The sequence below is a fragment of the Sphingobacterium sp. Lzh-3 genome, from assembly GCF_046764375.1.
In the GTDB taxonomy this organism is placed as follows: domain Bacteria; phylum Bacteroidota; class Bacteroidia; order Sphingobacteriales; family Sphingobacteriaceae; genus Sphingobacterium.
On the sequence record NZ_CP177226.1, the window covers coordinates 5694908 to 5712004 of the forward strand.

Here is a 17097-nt window from a genome sequence, read left to right on the forward strand (position 1 = left end):
AAGAAAAGCCGGTACATGTACCGGCTTTTTTTATTCAAGAGTCTGTTATTTTTTTTACCTCTTCTTCGCATCATGTCTATGTCCTTTGAACAGGAAAAGCAAAGCACTAGGGATATAGTATAAGGCAAAAGCCATATTTTTTTCATAAAAAGGGGTTATTTCATTGCTAATTATATGAATATAAAAATTTCATCTCGTACCTTTACACATCATGAAACAAGATCAATCTAAAATCATACGTGAACAGGTCGATCGTTCAGCACTTCGCGAACATTCGACTCCTTTATACCTTACATCAAGTTTTATCTTCGACAGCGCTGAACAAGGTCGGGCGGTCTTTGCTGGCGAAGAGGATGCAATGATTTACTCCCGCTATGCCAATCCAAATACCTCTGAGTTCATCAACAAAGTCTGTATTCTTGAAGGCGCCGAAGCAGGATTGTCTTTTGCATCAGGTATGGCAGCAGTATTTGCCTCCTTTGCAGGAATTATCGAAAGTGGAGACCATATCGTTTCTTCACGTGCAATATTCGGCTCTACACATCAGTTATTTACGGAACTCTTCCCACGTTGGGGTGTTACAACAACTTACGTAGACGCAGCTAATCCGGAAGAATGGGAAAAAGCAATCCAGCCGAATACGAAAATCATCTTTTTAGAGTCGCCTTCTAACCCCGGCTTGGAACTGGTTGATTTGGAATGGCTGGGTAAATTCAAGGAGAAATATCCAAATATCATCCTTTCAATTGATAATTGCTTTGCCACACCTTATCTCCAGAAGCCAATTCAGTATGGATTTGACCTCGTGATCCATTCGGCAACAAAATATATGGATGGACAAGGTCGTGTTTTGGGCGGTATTGTTGTCGGAAAACAAGAGCTTATCGATAAATTGATGTTCTTTATCCGTCATACAGGCCCCGCATTATCGCCATTCAATGCCTGGATCATATCGAAAAGTTTAGACACGTTGGGCATCCGTATGGACCGCCATTGTTCTAACGCATTGGCTTTGGCCGAGGCCTTGGAAAATCATGCGGAAATTGAGGATGTAAAATATCCATTTTTACCAAGCCATCCACAATACGAGCTGGCCAAGAAACAAATGAAAGCTGGTGGCGGTATTGTAACCTTTGTTGTCAAAGGTGGTTTTGAGCGCGCAAAAGCCTTTGTAGATCATTTGGAAATGATTTTATATACCTCTAATTTAGGAGATTCAAGATCAATCGCAACGCATCCAGCCTCCACCACACACTCAAAATTGTCGGAAGATGAACGCCTGAACTTAGGCATCAAACCGGGCAGTATCCGTCTGTCTGTGGGTCTGGAAGATCAACAAGATATCATCAACGATATCTTGCAGGCTTTAGAGAAAACGAAATAAACGTTCGCTTTGTCATAGTTAACGAATATACATCAACTAAAAAAGCCTTTGCATAAGCAAAGGCTTTTTTTATTCACTCGCAGCCTTCTTAATTCAACGATGCGATCGCTGCAGCATAATTTGGCTCATCAGCAATTTCTGCGACTTGCTCTTCGTACAATACTTTTCCAGTTTCATCCAATGTGATGACAACACGGCTTAATAAACCTGCCAAAGGTCCATCAGCGATAGCCAATTGATAAGCATCTGAAAAGTTTGAATCTTTATACTCTGATAATGTCACTACGTTATTTAGCCCCTCTGCTGCACAAAAGCGTCCTTGTGCAAAAGGCAAATCTTTCGATATACATAACACAACAGTGTTATCCAACTGAGAAGCCTCTTTATTAAATGCACGTACGGAAGCAGCACAAGTTCCGGTATCTACACTAGGAAAAATATTTAATACAACTTTTTTTCCTTTGAAATCTGTAAGAGACTTATCGGAAAGATCGCCTGCAGTTAATTTAAAATCAGGAGCTTGCTCGCCAACCTGTGGTAAACTGCCTTTCGTGTTTACTGGATTGCCTTTAAAAGTGATTGTAGCCATATAATATGATCGTTTAATTTTTAGTATCCTTGCACTTAAAGGTACGAGCAAAAAAAATATTACACAACATTTATTAATTTTAGTCAAACATTTATTATGTTAGCATTGTATTTGAAAGAGGAATGTTAACCAAACAATAAACACTAGTATGAAGAAACTACTATTCTCAATACTTTGTGCAAGTCCGTCACTCTTGTTTGCACAAGGATCACAAGTGAATCTACAAAGTCCCAAGGCAGTGGGAATGGGAGGAGCAGGCTCTGCTTACTTTTTAGATGAATCTTCCATTTTCTATAGCCCGGGTGCCTTAGCAAAAATGGACCATAATGCTATTTCAGTTGCCGGCAATGCCGTAATGTACAAATCGGCATTTCAAGAGGTTGGAAGTACAGTTGTTTATCATACTAGAAATCAGATTTCAACTCCTTTTTCATTATTTGCCGCATTCGGCCCCAAAAATTCCTGGTGGAAAGCCGGTATTGGAGTCTACACACCGTATGGTGGTGCCGTCGATTGGGGGAAAGATTGGGTAGGTAAATTCAGTTTGGTCAGCCTTTCGCTACGTGCAATCTATATTCAGCCCACATTAAGTTTCAAACTGACTGAAAATTTTAGTGTTGGGGGTGGTTTTGTATACAATGTTGGTACCGTAGACCTCGAAAATTCTGTTCCGGTATTCTATCCGGATGGTCACGCCGGACTGGCAACCTTAAAAGGAACCGGAACTGGCACGGGGTATAACGTGGGTATTCATTATAACTTAGAAGACGAGTTTGCCATATCGGTAAGTTACCGCTCTAAAGTTGTCACCAAACTTAAAAATGGCGATGCAACTTTTGACGTACCTGAATCCGTCGCAAGCAACTTCCCTGCGGGCAACAAATTCAGTGCTGAATTACCGCTACCATCCACATTTGCCGCAGGCATCGCCTTCCCTATTTCGGAGAAATTGAAGATGGCTCTTGATGCAACGCTCATCAATTATGACATCTATAAGGCGCTAGATTTCGATTACAAAGAAAACACGCCCGTATTGCAAGATACGCATTCACCAAAAAAATACGATAAAGCAGGATCCGTCAAAGCAGGATTGGAATACCTTGCTTCCGACCGCTTGCAATTACGTATAGGTGGTGGTGTAATCGCAACACCGGTACAGCAGAGTGCCTATGTTTATCCCGAGACGCCAGACAACACCAGATACTTAATATCGGGAGGTTTTACTATAAAACCATCACCAAAATTTGATGTCACAGGTTCCTTTGCGTACCAACGGATTGTGGCTCGCCAGTCAACCAACGTGGAGAGCCATCTATCAGGTACGTATGCAACAAATATTTTTGCTCCTGGTATTGGTGTAAGCTATAAATGGTAATTAACAGCCAAATTTGACTAAGATGAAAAAAAACAAACTTTATATAGCTGCGGCGTTAGCACTTTTAGCGATCGCCTCATGTAAACCGACCTTGGACGAATATACGCCTTCGGCTGGTTCGGTGAATTTTTCAAAATATGTTGCCATCGGTAATTCATTGGCAGCAGGTTATGCAGATGGCGGACTGTACTTGGAAGGCCAAAAAGTAGCCTATCCCAATTTAATTGCGGAGCAATTAAAACAAGTGGGTGGTGGTGAGTTCAAATCGCCATTTTTCAGTGAAGATCAAGCCAATGGCTCTGGCTATATTACGCTTACAGCACTTGTCAATGGACAGCCTGTGACAGCACAGGTAACCGATAAATTAGCTTATCGCTCAGCTTCACCAAAATTATTGACCAAATATACAGATCCGATCAATAACCTTGGTGTACCGGGCATGCGTATGGACCTTTCTATGGTAGCAGGCATGGGGTCGCCCGCCGGAAACATGTATTTTGAGCGCTTGCTGCCAGATGCGGATATGATGAAAACCTATTTCACCTATTCCACCACGCAAAATCACACCTTCTTTAGTTTTGCGCTGGGCAATAATGATGCGCTCGGCTGGGCAACTAACGGTGGTGTGGTGAACATTAACCCAATAACAAATAAACCGGATCCGACAACTGTGTTGACAGAAACAGCTCAGTTTACTGCGATTCTCAATGGTTATGTACAGGCATTGACTCAAGGGGATAGAAAAGGAGTATTGGCCACAATTCCAGATGTAACAGCAACACCTTATTTCACAACGGTCACCCGTGCAGCCTTACTGGCAGCCGTGAATGCAACAAATCCGCCGACACCGGTAACAAATATCTACATTGCAACAAAGTCAGGTTCTCGTGCAGCTACCGATCAAGATTATTTTGTTCTACCATTCTCCTCAACGGGATTATTGGGAAAACCTAATGCCGCACAAATTCCGTACGGCTTACACCCACTGAACCCCGTGGAAGACAAATACGTACTTGATGTAAGCGAAACGGCAACAGTGGTACAACGCATCAATGAGTTTAATACCGCCATCAAAGCTGCTGCAAATTCAAAAGGCTTGGCCTTAGCTGATGTGCATGAATTCTTGAACAATGTAAAAGATGGTGTTCGTATCAACGGATTAGCGGTGAGCGCCAAATACATTACCGGAAATGCATTCTCGCTGGATGGAATACACCTTACACCAATTGGAAATGCGTTGATGGCCAATATCTTTATCAGTGCGATCAATTCAAAATATGGATCGAAGATCCCACAAGTTGACGTAGCCAAATATCGCGGTGTTAAACTGCCAGATACCGTCACAAAATAAACAGTGACCAACATACTGACAAAAGGCAGACGAATAATCGTCTGCCTTTTTTGTATATTTGTTTAGTATAGATTGAACTACAAAGCTCTCGTATGGTTTGAAAAAGGAAGTGAAGTATCATATCATGTCCCCACAGCCTAAACGAGCAAAAAGAATAAAATAAAATAAGATGAAAATCAAATTAAACCGTGTCAACCAAGCTGTGCATTTCGAAGCCAGCAGTGAATTATCCCCCGTCAAAGTCAACATCGATGGTTCAGAAGCCATCGGCGGTGAAGGAAAAGGTGTTCGTCCAATGGAATTGGTTTTAATGGCACTGGGATCTTGCAGCGTCTTTGACCTCCATAGTATACTGGTAAAACAACGCCAGCAAATTGACGATATCCAGGTTGAGGTGGAAGGAAAACGCCGCGAAGAAATTCCACAAGTATTTACAGATATTCACATTAATTTTTTCCTAAAAGGTGAAATTGATGAGGTAAAAGCAGCCAAAGCGGCTGAATTAGCCGTTAAAAAGTATTGCTCAGTACACGATATGCTTGCCGCTGGCGGTATCAATATCACGTATTCTTTAAAGATAAACTAAGAAAATACTTTCTTGGCATCTGATAATCCTCCACATGCGATGTGGAGGATTATTGTTTTTAATGTATGCTACATCCATTTCCTTTACCAATGTATTATGAATAAAATAGGTACAGGGAATCGGAAGGATTTAACTTTACTAAGGTTAACTGATTTACAAACGATTCTGCTCTTCTGTTCTAGTGGGCTGATTACTGCTTTTGACTTTCTGATTTCCAAAATGATACCGCAGCGTCAGATTTACTTTTCTGGTATCCCGATAGTCCCTATAAAAATTATTTTGATCGCCGTACTTGGATGATATCGTCATTTTCTCTGTTTTGAAAATATCCATAAATGATAGATTTACTTCAAATTTCTTTTTAAAGAATTTTCGATTTGTCATCACATAGGCACTTGAATACCCTGTAATATGAAATGGCCCCTGTATCGTGGGCGATGTAAATGCATTACCCAGTTCAAGATTCCAACCGGCATCCTTATTCAGCACATAGTTGGTGCTTATGTTTCCGTTGCCGATATACACATCATTCTTGTGCAATACGTCATCAGTACCCATAAAGTAATTCTCGTTATACATCCCCTCTAGCTGCAGATTCAATCCCCAGCGTCCGGTCAGCTGAAAACTCGTTCCTAAGTCTATCCCCGCCCCTTGTCCTTTCTTGATATTGGTATATTGGAAAATCAGTTGGTGATTGTTGTTATCTTGGCGGGAAATTTCCATATTGGGCCACTTTTCAAATCGGTAGAAGAGATCGATATTCCAGTTGTTTTTTGTCCAGGTCAGATTCAGATTATGAACGATCGTCGCCCTTAAACGTGGATCTCCCTGAAAATAAGAAAAACGATTGTAATAGGATTTTGCAGGATTAAGCCAGGAGTAAGAAGGTCGGCTGATACGCTTTCCATAGGAAAAACCAAACTGCTGATCGTCAGTCAAGGCATATTGCATGTAAAATGTCGGAAAGAGCACAAAATAATTACGCTTATTGATATCAGCTGGTTCGGATACAATACCTTCCAAATCGGTATATTCTCCTCTTAGACCTGCTTTCCAGCTCCATTTTTTCCAGGCATAGTCCAATGAGCCATACAAAGCCACATTACGTTCTTTGTAATCAAACACACTACTCTTATCAGGCCTTTGCTCGAGCTCCCCTGATTCATCATCAAAGAAAGCAAGGGTGCTCGTCGTTTTCACGTCGCTAAATTTTCCACCAAACTCCAGCCCCAGCTTCTTTATCTTTCCGGTGAAATCTATCTGCGAAGAAAAAAGCCGATTTTTATTTCCATTATTACTGATAAATCGGGTATCTGTCGGTTCTTCCCCCTTAAATCGCAGCGCTGTCAGTACATCCTGATCATTTGTCGAATGATTGTCAGTGAAGTAGGATGACCAATTTATGCTCCACCTGGAATTAAGCTTCTTTGCTACCTGAAGGTAGAGGTTATTCGTTTTTGTCGATCGTTGATGATCATTGGTGGTAAAATAACTTGACTCCTGTACATGATTTTTATCGTATATAATGGTGGGCACTTCATAAATACCATAGGTTTTCGGTCCGAAATAACCATTTAGTCCAGCATTAACCGTCCAGGTTGTATCGGGTGTATAGTCTATCGAAAACACATAGCTGTTCTGACTGTTATTGGTATCAAATCGATCCATGACACCTTCCCATGAGGTTTGATCATTCGGATAATAAACATAATTCGTTTCATAACGTGCGTAAGTCCCTCGTCCGAAATTATACGTACCACGAAGATTGAATTTTTCATTTTTATAGTACTGGGTCAGTCCAAACAGTTGCTTCCAGGTACTGCTTTTTTCGGCCAATGCAACCACCGTGCCTCTATAGCCATATAGGTTGGATTTGGAAAGTTTAATATTGATAATCGTGCTTCCCTCAGCTTCATATTTTGCAGGTGGATTGGTAATAACCTCTATCGACTGCACGTCGCTACCTGCTGTGTTCTCCAGATAGGTTTTCAGTTCATCCCCCGTGAGCATCACTTTTCGGTCATTAATGAGAACAACAATATTTTTGTTCCCACGGACCATTAAATCTGCACCATTCACCATCACCAAGGGCGTACGCTTCAAAATATCCCAGCTATTCAGTGCTGAAAGATTGGAATTCTGAACGTTAAATTCCAAGCGATCCAATTTACGGATCAATCGGGGCGCTCGACCCACGACCTGTGCTTCTTCGAGTACCTTTGCTTCGGGAAGAAGTTCAAGTAACAAAGGGCCCGAAATGGTATCGCTGCGAAAAAAAAGTTCCTGAGACTTGAAGTTCAGATAGCTTGTCCGAAGATAGTATCCACTCGGATGATCCAGCGTAAGTAAGAATTTTCCAAAATGGTCAGTCTTTACATCACGGATTTCTTGATAGTTGCTATCCAATAGCATAACGGTCGCTCCTGCCAGCACAATTTTGTTTGCATCCTGTACTTGTCCCCCGATTTGTTTGGTCTGTGCCGAAATCAACAAGGGGAAAGCCAGAAAAAATAGGATCAATTTCATGTAAAAATAATTAGTCTTTTAATTCGAGTATAGCTTATCCTCATTATTCTATTTGTTAGAATCTATGTGTTGTTACACGTAGGCCCGTTTGCGGTCGTGCCTATTTGACAATCGCGGCCATTTCATACGCTGATATTCTACTATGCTTCAAAAGTGTCTATAGTTGCGCCAAATAATGGTTAATGAAGGGTTAATAGTACGTTAAGGTATATTATCTTAGCCCTCAGCAGTTATATTTGTGTATGGAATTGAAACCCAAAAGTTATATCGTCCTCTTTACGTTATTTTTTGCCGTACTAATCGGCATACAGGGGTATCAATTGTACAATACCTATCAGCTCAAACAGCGTGATATTTTTGCCACTGTGAAAAGTAAGCTGGGCAAGCTTCATGACGATGACAAGCTTTTTGATGATGATCTAATGAGCAAAGATATTGCTAGAGACTATTACATCAAATTGGTCAAACATGAGATAACGGCCGAAAAATTAAAGGAGTTATACCACGCAAACGCCCATAAAACATCCCAAAGGCTCACGCGATATGTCGACAGCTTATTTAAACCCTTGGGAATGGATGTTATCCTGAAAAAGGAAATCTTGGGTATTTACTTCAAGAATATAGAAAAACAGATCGTGGCCGGCCCAATCACGGTCTACTTAACGAATGGGACATTTCGTAAGCCTGTAGAACTCTCTTCGAGCGAGTGGATAACTGAAAAAACAGAAACACAGAAAGTCAAAGACATTATCCAAAGCCGGGAGATCCTATACACCTTTTTTGTTCACCGAAAAACTTCCTTTGAGGTAACGAATCTCAACTGGATATTGTTCAAAGAACTTACTTCGCTCCTACTGAGCACCCTATTTATTCTGGTTGCGTTTCTTTGGCTTTTTTATAGAACCATTCAGAATCTCAGAAAACAGCAGAAACAGATCACCGTACTGCACGATGTCGTCGACAATATTTCACATGAACTCAAAACACCTATTGCAACCCTGAAAATTGCCGCTAAAACACTTCGGAAATCAACAGACGAAAGCATTATAACGGTCATTGAGCGACAAGTAAACCGCTTGGAACAGACACTCGATCCGCTTCATGAAAATCTTCAAACAATTGATCAGCCTCCTGTTACCAATACAGAACTTCAAGCTATTTTCGACGATTTTCAATTGACCAATCCAACTATCGCATTCCAATTAAGTCCTTTGCCTGACGGCAAATTATGCCTGAGTCCAAATGATGCGACAACACTATTTCAGAATCTGATGAACAATGCCGTAAAATATGGCGCAACTTGGATTAATATCTCTTTTGAGGATCAGAAAGGTAAATGCTCCGTTTATATACAGGATAACGGTTATGGCATGGCGGAGTCCGAGTTACCTTATATCTTCGACAAGTTTTACCGCATCCAAAAAGACAATGTTCACGACACCAGAGGCTTGGGAATCGGTCTTTTCCTTGTAAAAAAAATCGTCGATCGTTATCACGGACAGCTTACCGTAACCAGCAAGCCCGATGTAGGGACTATATTTAAAATTCAGCTGCCGCATACGCTTGTTCCATCATCGGAAATATGAATGAGGGTAAGCCGTGTAAAGGAAATAGCGGCCATAGACAAACGCATTTATATTAACTACTGAAGACAAAAATGAATAAAATATTACTCGTGGAAGATGACCCAGATTTTGGCTTTATGCTTAAGCAGTACCTTGAGCTATCCGCATTTGCCATAGACTGGATAGCGCAGCCCAATGATCTGACGGAAAATTTCCAGCAGCTAGCCGATTACGATCTGGTGATACTGGATGTTATGCTTCCTCAAATCAGTGGTTTTAGCCTCGCCAAAGAAATCAATGCACGATACCCTGCTTTACCCTTTATCTTTTTAACAGCCAAGGAGCAAAAAATAGATAAACTCACGGGACTAAAAATCGGTGCCGATGATTATGTCACTAAACCTTGTGATCCCGAGGAACTATTGCTTCGCATACAAAATATATTAAAGCGGAATCAGAAAAATAGTACTCCAAAATCGATCGCCATCGGGAGCTATCTATTCCATCCCGAACAATTATTATTAAGCCATACTTTGGAACAATTTAAGCTCACTGAACGTGAAGCCCAACTTCTCCTCTTTCTATGGCAACACAATGGCCAGCTTGTCACGCGTGAAGAAATCCTTGAAAAGGTATGGGGAACTGCAGATTTCTTTACAGGAAGGAGCATGGATGTCTTTATAACCCGAATCCGCAAATACTTAAGCCTGGATCCCAATCTGAGCATCAGTTCAAATAGAGGTGTTGGATTTAGGATCCAATTTTAAGGGTTATCCAGCAACCTCTTCTTTCCGTTTGTTCCATAATTTCTCTGCCCAACGGCCGACAAACCAAAAGGACACGGCCAAAATCAAAAAGAATACTGCTCGATTGATATTATCCCAGAGATACTCGACATAGCGGGTATAGATATTGAGCACTAAAAATACAAAACCTACTTCCCTGCTGACATTATCTTTCGCTTTTAAGCCGTAGACAACCAGGAATACCGACACGGCAGTGGATAAAATACCCCAGTAGAACATATGGTATTGACGTACAGTCGTCCATTCATAGAAATCAGCATAATTCCCAAAAATAGAAAGGGTCCACAAGGATACCATCAGATAGATCAATCCCACAATATAACTGATGGGCTGAAAGATTTGTAGCCTTTCAAACCTGGGTTGAATCCAAACAGCCAACGCGGTTATCAGTGCCCCAAAAATGGTAAAACGCAGCGGGTAGTTCATCCCCCAAAACTTAAATCCCCAATTGCTGTGGTAGGCGGTCTCGGTCGCAAACCATACGCCCAAGGCCAAAAGCATAAACGTCCAAATCAGCTTACTCTCAAGCTTAATGGCGAGAAAGCCATAAATCGCCACGGAGAGCAAAAATAACAGGGAATAGTGCATCGTATCTTTATCCAGTACTTTACCCATAAACCCGATGCAGGCCGCAGTTCCGAAAACCCCAATCAGCATCATGGTTTCCGTGGATAGATTTTTATAAGGATAGCGTTTCTTATACCGAAAACCCAGCGTATAGAATAATACAGCCACGGCAGCGAAAAAGAAGCAAAATAGGATATTAGGTGCTTCGTAGAGTGTATCCACAAAGGCCAGGAATGATGCATCTGTAAACAACGAAAAAACAGCGAAGACCAGAGATGCCAAGGCAATCCAAAAGGCATATCTAGCCAATTGTCCCCAATCAAAACTTTTCACGTCTAAACTATCCATCAACTCGTTCGCTTTTTGTTCATCCAATAAGTTCTCTTTCTTCCAAAACTGGACAATATCGTCGATCGATTGTTTCTCTTGTTTGCTGACGTCGTATTTTCGCATAAATTTAGATTTACTGTGCAAGGTACATTATTTTTTTAAATCACGTGTATATCACATTTTGTTCCAAAAGTCAGATAGGCTCGCATAATTCCTTTAAAATCTGTAATTTTGCATGTTTTGCATTTAATCCCTCACACGGGGACCTTAAGGAGTTTTCATGGCAGTAAAAAGAAGCCCAGATTTGGGCGAACAAAGTGAAGTTCAGGTATTTGGAGCGCGTGCGCATAATCTTAAAAATATAGATGTTTCTTTTCCGAGAAATGAATTGGTTGTTATCACAGGGCTAAGTGGCAGTGGAAAGTCTTCTCTGGCTTTTGACACCATTTATGCCGAAGGACAACGTCGGTATATGGAGACATTCAGTGCCTACAGCCGTCAGTTTTTGGGTGGCATGGAACGTCCGGATGTGGACAAGATATCGGGCTTAAGCCCAGTGATCTCCATTGAGCAGAAAACCACTAGCAAAAACCCAAGATCCACTGTTGGAACCATTACTGAGGTGTATGATTTTATGCGTCTACTATTTGCCCGAGCAGGAGAAGCTTTCTCTTATGTGACTGGGAAGAAAATGGAGCGTATGTCGGACGATCAGGTTATCGAACGGATTTTGACTGAATTTGAAGGACAGGCGCTGAACATCCTGGCTCCAGTGGTTAAGGGGCGTAAAGGCCACTACCGTGAGTTGTTTGAACAAATCCGCAAGCAAGGCTATGTGAAGGTACGTGTGGATGGAGAAATATTGGACCTTGTTCCTAAAATGCAGGTTGACCGCTACAAAATACACGATATTGAAATCGTCGTAGATCGTCTGAAAATAGAGCGTGAAGATAAAAAGCGCTTACAGACTTCCGTGATGCAGGCGATGAAAACAGCGAAAGGTATCATCAAGGTCTCCACCAAAGATAATCAGGAGCAATTCTATAGCCGTTATCTCATGGATGCCGAATCAGGGATCTCTTATGATGAGCCACAGCCAAATACCTTCTCATTCAACTCCCCATATGGTGCGTGTCCTACATGTGATGGTTTGGGCTATATTTTTGAAATTGATAAGAATGCCGTTATCCCGGATAAAAAACTAAGTATTCAAAAAGGTGGTTTGGCCCCTTTGGGACCTACCCGGGAAAATTGGACTTCGGAAGTATTGAAAGCTGTCGCAAAAAAATTAGATTTTACCATTACAACACCGCTTGAAAAACTAACTGAAGAACAGATTGACCAGCTTTTATTTGGCAATAAGGAAGAGCCTATCGTTGTCACGGTATCTTATGGAAGTTATGGCACACGTGAATATCGTGTTGAATTTGAAGGAATCTTTAAGATGCTGGAAGAGTTTTCGGGAAAATCATCGGATGAAGCGCCCTCTTTAGATGACTTCAGAACGAAAGTGACCTGTCCAACCTGTGCGGGAGCACGTCTGAAAAAAGAGTCTTTACATTTTAAAATTGCGGATAAGAATATCCATGAGCTCTCAACGATGGACATTACATCCATCAAAGAATGGTTTGATCAGGTAGAAAGCAAACTTGATGAACGCCAGCTCATTATTGCAACGGAGATATTAAAGGAAATCCGTGCACGTTTGGGCTTCCTGCTGGACGTCGGCCTAAATTACTTGACCTTGGACCGTACAGCTAAAACACTTTCGGGGGGTGAAGCACAGCGGATCCGTCTGGCCACACAGATTGGTTCTCAACTGGTGAATGTACTTTATATTCTGGATGAACCGAGTATTGGGCTCCATCAGCGGGATAACGAACGTTTGATCAATGCGCTTAAAAACCTACGCGATATTGGCAATTCGGTCCTTGTTGTAGAACATGATAAAGACATGATCCTACATGCCGACCATGTTATCGACATGGGACCCGCTGCAGGCGTTCATGGTGGTACTGTCGTTGCCGAAGGTACACCAACAGAAATCCTAAAATCCGACTCTTTAACAGCAGCTTACCTCAACGGGACAAAAGAGGTTAAGATTCCTGAGAAACGCCGTGAGGGCAATGGAAAAAAATTGTCATTACACGGAGCAACCGGACATAACTTAAAAAACCTGTCTGTCTCTTTTCCATTAGGAAAACTCATTGTTGTATCGGGTGTTTCAGGTTCGGGTAAATCAAGCCTAATCACAGGTACTTTATACCCGATTTTGAATAAACATTTTTTCAGAGCCAAAGCAACCCCACTGCCTTTCAAAAAAATTGAAGGGCTAGAACATATTGACAAAGTCATCGAGATCGACCAGAGTCCTATCGGCCGCACACCGCGGTCAAACCCTTCGACCTATACTGGTGTATTTTCGGATATCAGAACCTTGTTTGTTCAGCTTCCAGAAGCTAAGATCAGGGGCTATAAGCCCGGAAGATTCTCCTTTAACGTCAAAGGTGGTCGTTGTGAAACCTGTCAGGGAGCCGGATTGAAAGTCATTGAAATGAATTTCCTCCCCGATGTACAGGTTCCTTGTGAAACATGTCACGGAAAACGCTACAACCGAGAAACTTTAGAGGTACGCTATAAGGGAAAATCCATTTCCGATGTACTTGATATGAGCATCAACGATGCTGTGGATTTCTTCGAAAATGTACCGAGTATTTACCGAAAGATCAAAACTCTGCAGGATGTAGGTTTGGGATACATCACCTTAGGACAGTCCTCAACAACCTTATCGGGAGGTGAGGCACAACGGGTAAAATTGGCTACTGAACTTTCTAAAAAAGACACTGGAAATACATTCTATATCCTTGATGAACCGACTACAGGCCTTCACTTTGAAGATGTCAATGTTCTTATGGGCGTTATCAATCGCCTTGTCGGGCGCGGGAATACCATTTTGATCATTGAGCATAACCTTGATGTCGTTAAGTCGGCTGACTGGGTCATTGATATCGGTCCCGAAGGTGGCAAAAATGGTGGTCAGGTTCTATTTGAAGGAACACCTGAAAACTTAATTAAAAATAATAAAAGCGAAACAGCACGTTTCTTAAAATTAGAAATGTAATGTCTTCGAAACAGCAGTCTTGAGATATTATATTTCGAGGCTGCCGTTTTCCGGGGATGGCCCGGTTATTGCAAAGGGAATATTTCTCAACTCATTAAGCTTTGGCTTGCAGGAGCAACAGATAGCACACGCTGACTTTGAAGGCCAAGGAGTAGGCCACAACAATGACCAATGTCATCCTTTTTCATTTGTATAAATGAATACATTAAGGGCTTTTATCTTTAAAGAACATACGGAATGTCCAATTGATTTTCATCGGTGTTTATACCCTGCAAATATGGATATTTCTTAACTTTGTATTATATGTCGGATATTATTCAATTACTTCCAGATAATGTTGCTAATCAGATTGCGGCGGGAGAAGTGGTGCAGCGACCAGCGTCTGCCATTAAAGAATTGATTGAGAATGCTATTGATGCTGGAGCTGACAAAATAAAACTTATTGTTAAAGACGCAGGCAAGTCATTGATCCAGGTCATTGACAATGGCTGTGGCATGAGTGTAACTGATGCTCGTCTTTGTTTTGAGCGTCACGCAACATCGAAAATTCGTAAGGCTGAAGACTTATTCGCTATCCGCACCATGGGTTTCCGTGGAGAAGCAATGGCTTCCATTGCTGCGATTGCACAGGTAGAGCTCAAAACACGCCGCATCGAAGATGAACTGGGTACTGTTGTTGAGATAGAGGGATCAAAAGTTGTCAACCAATATCCGGAAGCTGTTGCTGCCGGAACAAATATTTTAGTTAAAAATCTTTTTTACAATATTCCTGCACGAAGGAACTTTCTAAAGAGTAACTCCGTAGAAATGCGTCATATTATTGATGAATTTCAACGTATTGCTTTATCAAATCCACAGATTTTCCTAACCTTACATAGCGACGGAAATGAGATCTACCATTTGCCGGCTGAGACGCTGAAACAACGTATTGTCCATATTTTCGGGAACAATTACAATCAGCGACTTGTCCCTGTGGAAGAAGATACGTCCATCATCAAGGTAGAAGGTTTTGTTGGGAAACCTGAATTTGCAAAAAAAACACGTGGTGAACAGTTTTTCTTTGTCAACAAACGCTTTGTACGTGATCCATACCTGCACCATGCAGTCATGAATGCTTATGAAGATATTTTACAGGCTGAAACATTCCCTTTCTATGTCTTATTTATCGACATAGATCCTGCACGCATCGATATCAACGTACACCCTACCAAGACCGAAATTAAGTATGAAGACGATAAGGCTATTTACGCCATTATCCGTTCAGCCGTAAAAAGATCGTTGGGACGGTACAATATCATGCCATCTTTGGATTTTGAACAGGAAACGAGCTTCACCAATCTCATCACAAAAAAGGCATTGGATGAAATTATCGTTCCAACGGTAACTTTTAATCCGGACTTCAATCCATTTGATACAGACAAATCAAAATCTGGCTCGAGCTACACGCGCTCAGAAAGCTACGCTGAAGGACTCAGTAAGAAAACAGGTGGCATACCAAGCAATTGGGATTCCTTGTACCAAATCGTCGAAAAGGAGGAATCTGTTCAGCTGCCACTACACGCGGAGCCGGAATTGCATACGGATAGCTCACAGGCCATTCAGGTCGAAGATAAGTCATCCTCAAAGCTCTTTTTTCAGCTCCATAATAAATATATTGTTTCTCAGATTCACTCTGGATTTATTCTAATCGATCAACAGGCTGCACATGAACGTATTCTCTTTGAACAATTTCTTGCGCAACTGGACCAACATAAAGGGCTGAGTCAACAAAGTTTGTTTCCACAGACTTTGGACCTAAATGCTGCAGATAATGAATTAATGAAAGACCTCCTGGAGGACATTAATGGCTTAGGCTTTCAAATTCGTGAATTTGGAAAAAATTCCTATATTATTGACGGAATTCCTGCAGACTTAGGGACAGGATTTGACGAAATAAAGATGATTGAGAAAATATTGGAGGATTACAAAAACAATCAATCTGAGTATAAGCTCGCTAAGCGCGAAAATCTTGCTAAGAGCCTTGCCCGTAATGCGGCCATTAAACCTGGTACCGCGTTGGACAATACAGCAATGGCAGAGCTTGTGGACAGACTTTTTGCCTGTCACTCACCCAATATCTCCATCTATGGGAATCCTGTAATTGTAACATTTACATTGCAAGAATTAGCGGAAAAATTTGGTAAAAACTAGAAGATAAAATATATGTTTCCACAATTGACACCTGTTATCAAGAATTTATTGATCATCAATATCATATTTTATATTGGATCACAACTTGTACCTGTAGCATATGATTATCTTGCGGTCTATTATCCGGACTCCCCTTATTTTAAAATCTGGCAGGTGATCACGCATATGTTTATGCACGACAAGAACAGTATTAGCCATATTTTCTTCAATATGTTTTCCCTGGTTATGTTCGGTCCTATGATTGAGCAGGTACTTGGGTCAAAACGTTTTTTAAATTTCTACCTGGTTTCAGGAATCGGTGCCTGGTTTCTTTATACAGCTGTAAATGGTATACAACTCTATAATGCGACAGGTTCTTTCGCTCCACTTCACGGCATAAGCGGAAACGAACTTATTGCGATGGCCAATACCGGAAATAATGAAGCCCTAACTTACCTCATTCCGATGTTGGGGGCCTCAGGAGCCATTTATGGTGTTCTATTGGCATTTGCCTACCTTTTTCCAAACATACCGCTTCAATTTTTGTTTATTCCTGTACCAGTCAAAGCAAAGTATATGATCGGTGGATTTATCCTCATCGAAATTTATATGAGCTTGTCTAGACCAGGGGATTCTGTGGCTCACCTGGCTCATGTCGGTGGTGCACTATTTGGCTATCTACTGCTTAAACTGTGGAAGATTAGAAAAGGAATTTATTAATATCGTGC

Annotated in this window: 12 protein-coding genes; 9 read left to right on the top strand and 3 right to left on the bottom strand. The window is 41.4% G+C overall.

All coding sequences use genetic code 11. From position 1 onward, the window contains the following. Nucleotides 1-211: 211 nt before the first annotated feature. Nucleotides 212-1384 (top strand): trans-sulfuration enzyme family protein, encoded by a 1173-nt coding sequence (locus tag ACLCDV_RS23880; protein ID WP_309365703.1) that lies wholly within the window; start codon nucleotides 212-214, stop codon nucleotides 1382-1384. Nucleotides 1385-1472: 88 nt separating this feature from the next. Here the strand turns inward: ACLCDV_RS23880 and tpx are convergent, their stop codons facing one another. Further along, nucleotides 1473-1973 carry a thiol peroxidase gene (tpx, locus tag ACLCDV_RS23885; RefSeq protein WP_333577169.1) on the bottom strand — a complete coding sequence of 167 codons (501 nt, stop codon included), beginning with the start codon at nucleotides 1971-1973 and terminating at the stop codon, nucleotides 1473-1475. 148 nt (nucleotides 1974-2121) lie between these two features. Between tpx and ACLCDV_RS23890 the strand changes: the two genes are divergently transcribed. From ACLCDV_RS23890 to ACLCDV_RS23900, 3 genes are all read left to right on the top strand, one after another. Further along, nucleotides 2122-3348, top strand: coding sequence for an OmpP1/FadL family transporter (locus ACLCDV_RS23890; protein WP_411972414.1), 1227 nt, complete (start codon nucleotides 2122-2124; stop codon nucleotides 3346-3348). 22 nt (nucleotides 3349-3370) lie between these two features. Continuing rightward, complete coding sequence (locus tag ACLCDV_RS23895) at nucleotides 3371-4699, top strand: SGNH/GDSL hydrolase family protein (RefSeq protein WP_317669333.1); 1329 nt, start codon at nucleotides 3371-3373, stop codon at nucleotides 4697-4699. Between the two features lie 169 nt (nucleotides 4700-4868). Continuing rightward, a complete protein-coding gene (locus ACLCDV_RS23900) occupies nucleotides 4869-5285 on the top strand; it encodes an OsmC family protein (protein ID WP_070570243.1) in 417 nt (138 codons plus the stop codon). Nucleotides 5286-5438: 153 nt separating this feature from the next. On the opposite strand, the gene ACLCDV_RS23905 is transcribed toward ACLCDV_RS23900, so the two are convergent. Further along, nucleotides 5439-7811: an outer membrane beta-barrel family protein gene (locus ACLCDV_RS23905; protein ID WP_411972415.1), complete on the bottom strand. Its 2373-nt coding sequence runs from the start codon at nucleotides 7809-7811 to the stop codon at nucleotides 5439-5441. Between the two features lie 242 nt (nucleotides 7812-8053). Here ACLCDV_RS23905 and ACLCDV_RS23910 point away from each other — a divergent pair, with 242 nt between their 5' ends. Together ACLCDV_RS23910 and ACLCDV_RS23915 are read left to right on the top strand one after the other, a co-directional pair. After that, nucleotides 8054-9397, top strand: coding sequence for a sensor histidine kinase (locus ACLCDV_RS23910; protein WP_411972416.1), 1344 nt, complete (start codon nucleotides 8054-8056; stop codon nucleotides 9395-9397). Between the two features lie 71 nt (nucleotides 9398-9468). Further along, on the top strand, nucleotides 9469-10143 hold the full coding sequence (locus ACLCDV_RS23915; protein WP_333577173.1) for a response regulator transcription factor: 675 nt from the start codon (nucleotides 9469-9471) through the stop codon (nucleotides 10141-10143). A gap of 3 nt (nucleotides 10144-10146) precedes the next feature. Here the strand turns inward: ACLCDV_RS23915 and ACLCDV_RS23920 are convergent, their stop codons facing one another. Continuing rightward, nucleotides 10147-11202, bottom strand: a complete 1056-nt coding sequence (locus ACLCDV_RS23920; RefSeq protein WP_411972417.1) for a DUF2157 domain-containing protein — start codon at nucleotides 11200-11202, stop codon at nucleotides 10147-10149. Between the two features lie 157 nt (nucleotides 11203-11359). Between ACLCDV_RS23920 and uvrA the strand changes: the two genes are divergently transcribed. The 3 genes from uvrA to ACLCDV_RS23935 all read left to right on the top strand — a co-directional run bounded on the left by uvrA (nucleotide 11360) and on the right by ACLCDV_RS23935 (nucleotide 17089). Next, nucleotides 11360-14200: an excinuclease ABC subunit UvrA gene (gene uvrA, locus ACLCDV_RS23925; RefSeq protein ID WP_411972418.1), complete on the top strand. Its 2841-nt coding sequence runs from the start codon at nucleotides 11360-11362 to the stop codon at nucleotides 14198-14200. Nucleotides 14201-14503: 303 nt separating this feature from the next. Beyond that, nucleotides 14504-16390, top strand: a complete 1887-nt coding sequence (gene mutL, locus ACLCDV_RS23930) for a DNA mismatch repair endonuclease MutL (protein WP_411972419.1) — start codon at nucleotides 14504-14506, stop codon at nucleotides 16388-16390. A gap of 12 nt (nucleotides 16391-16402) precedes the next feature. Beyond that, nucleotides 16403-17089 carry a rhomboid family intramembrane serine protease gene (locus ACLCDV_RS23935; protein WP_317669325.1) on the top strand — a complete coding sequence of 229 codons (687 nt, stop codon included), beginning with the start codon at nucleotides 16403-16405 and terminating at the stop codon, nucleotides 17087-17089. Nucleotides 17090-17097: the final 8 nt, after the last annotated feature.

What these genes read in the sequence shown, in the direction of transcription:
- ACLCDV_RS23910 (WP_411972416.1), top strand. Translation starts at nt 8,054, where the DNA reads ATGGAATTGAAACCCAAAAGTTATATCGTCCTCTTTACGTTATTTTTT.
- ACLCDV_RS23920 (WP_411972417.1), bottom strand. Translation starts at nt 11,202, where the DNA reads ATGCGAAAATACGACGTCAGCAAACAAGAGAAACAATCGATCGACGAT.
- ACLCDV_RS23905 (WP_411972415.1), bottom strand. Translation starts at nt 7,811, where the DNA reads ATGAAATTGATCCTATTTTTTCTGGCTTTCCCCTTGTTGATTTCGGCA.
- ACLCDV_RS23890 (WP_411972414.1), top strand. Translation starts at nt 2,122, where the DNA reads ATGAAGAAACTACTATTCTCAATACTTTGTGCAAGTCCGTCACTCTTG.
- mutL (WP_411972419.1), top strand. Translation starts at nt 14,504, where the DNA reads ATGTCGGATATTATTCAATTACTTCCAGATAATGTTGCTAATCAGATT.
- ACLCDV_RS23915 (WP_333577173.1), top strand. Translation starts at nt 9,469, where the DNA reads ATGAATAAAATATTACTCGTGGAAGATGACCCAGATTTTGGCTTTATG.
- ACLCDV_RS23900 (WP_070570243.1), top strand. Translation starts at nt 4,869, where the DNA reads ATGAAAATCAAATTAAACCGTGTCAACCAAGCTGTGCATTTCGAAGCC.
- ACLCDV_RS23880 (WP_309365703.1), top strand. Translation starts at nt 212, where the DNA reads ATGAAACAAGATCAATCTAAAATCATACGTGAACAGGTCGATCGTTCA.
- ACLCDV_RS23935 (WP_317669325.1), top strand. Translation starts at nt 16,403, where the DNA reads ATGTTTCCACAATTGACACCTGTTATCAAGAATTTATTGATCATCAAT.
- uvrA (WP_411972418.1), top strand. Translation starts at nt 11,360, where the DNA reads ATGGCAGTAAAAAGAAGCCCAGATTTGGGCGAACAAAGTGAAGTTCAG.
- tpx (WP_333577169.1), bottom strand. Translation starts at nt 1,973, where the DNA reads ATGGCTACAATCACTTTTAAAGGCAATCCAGTAAACACGAAAGGCAGT.
- ACLCDV_RS23895 (WP_317669333.1), top strand. Translation starts at nt 3,371, where the DNA reads ATGAAAAAAAACAAACTTTATATAGCTGCGGCGTTAGCACTTTTAGCG.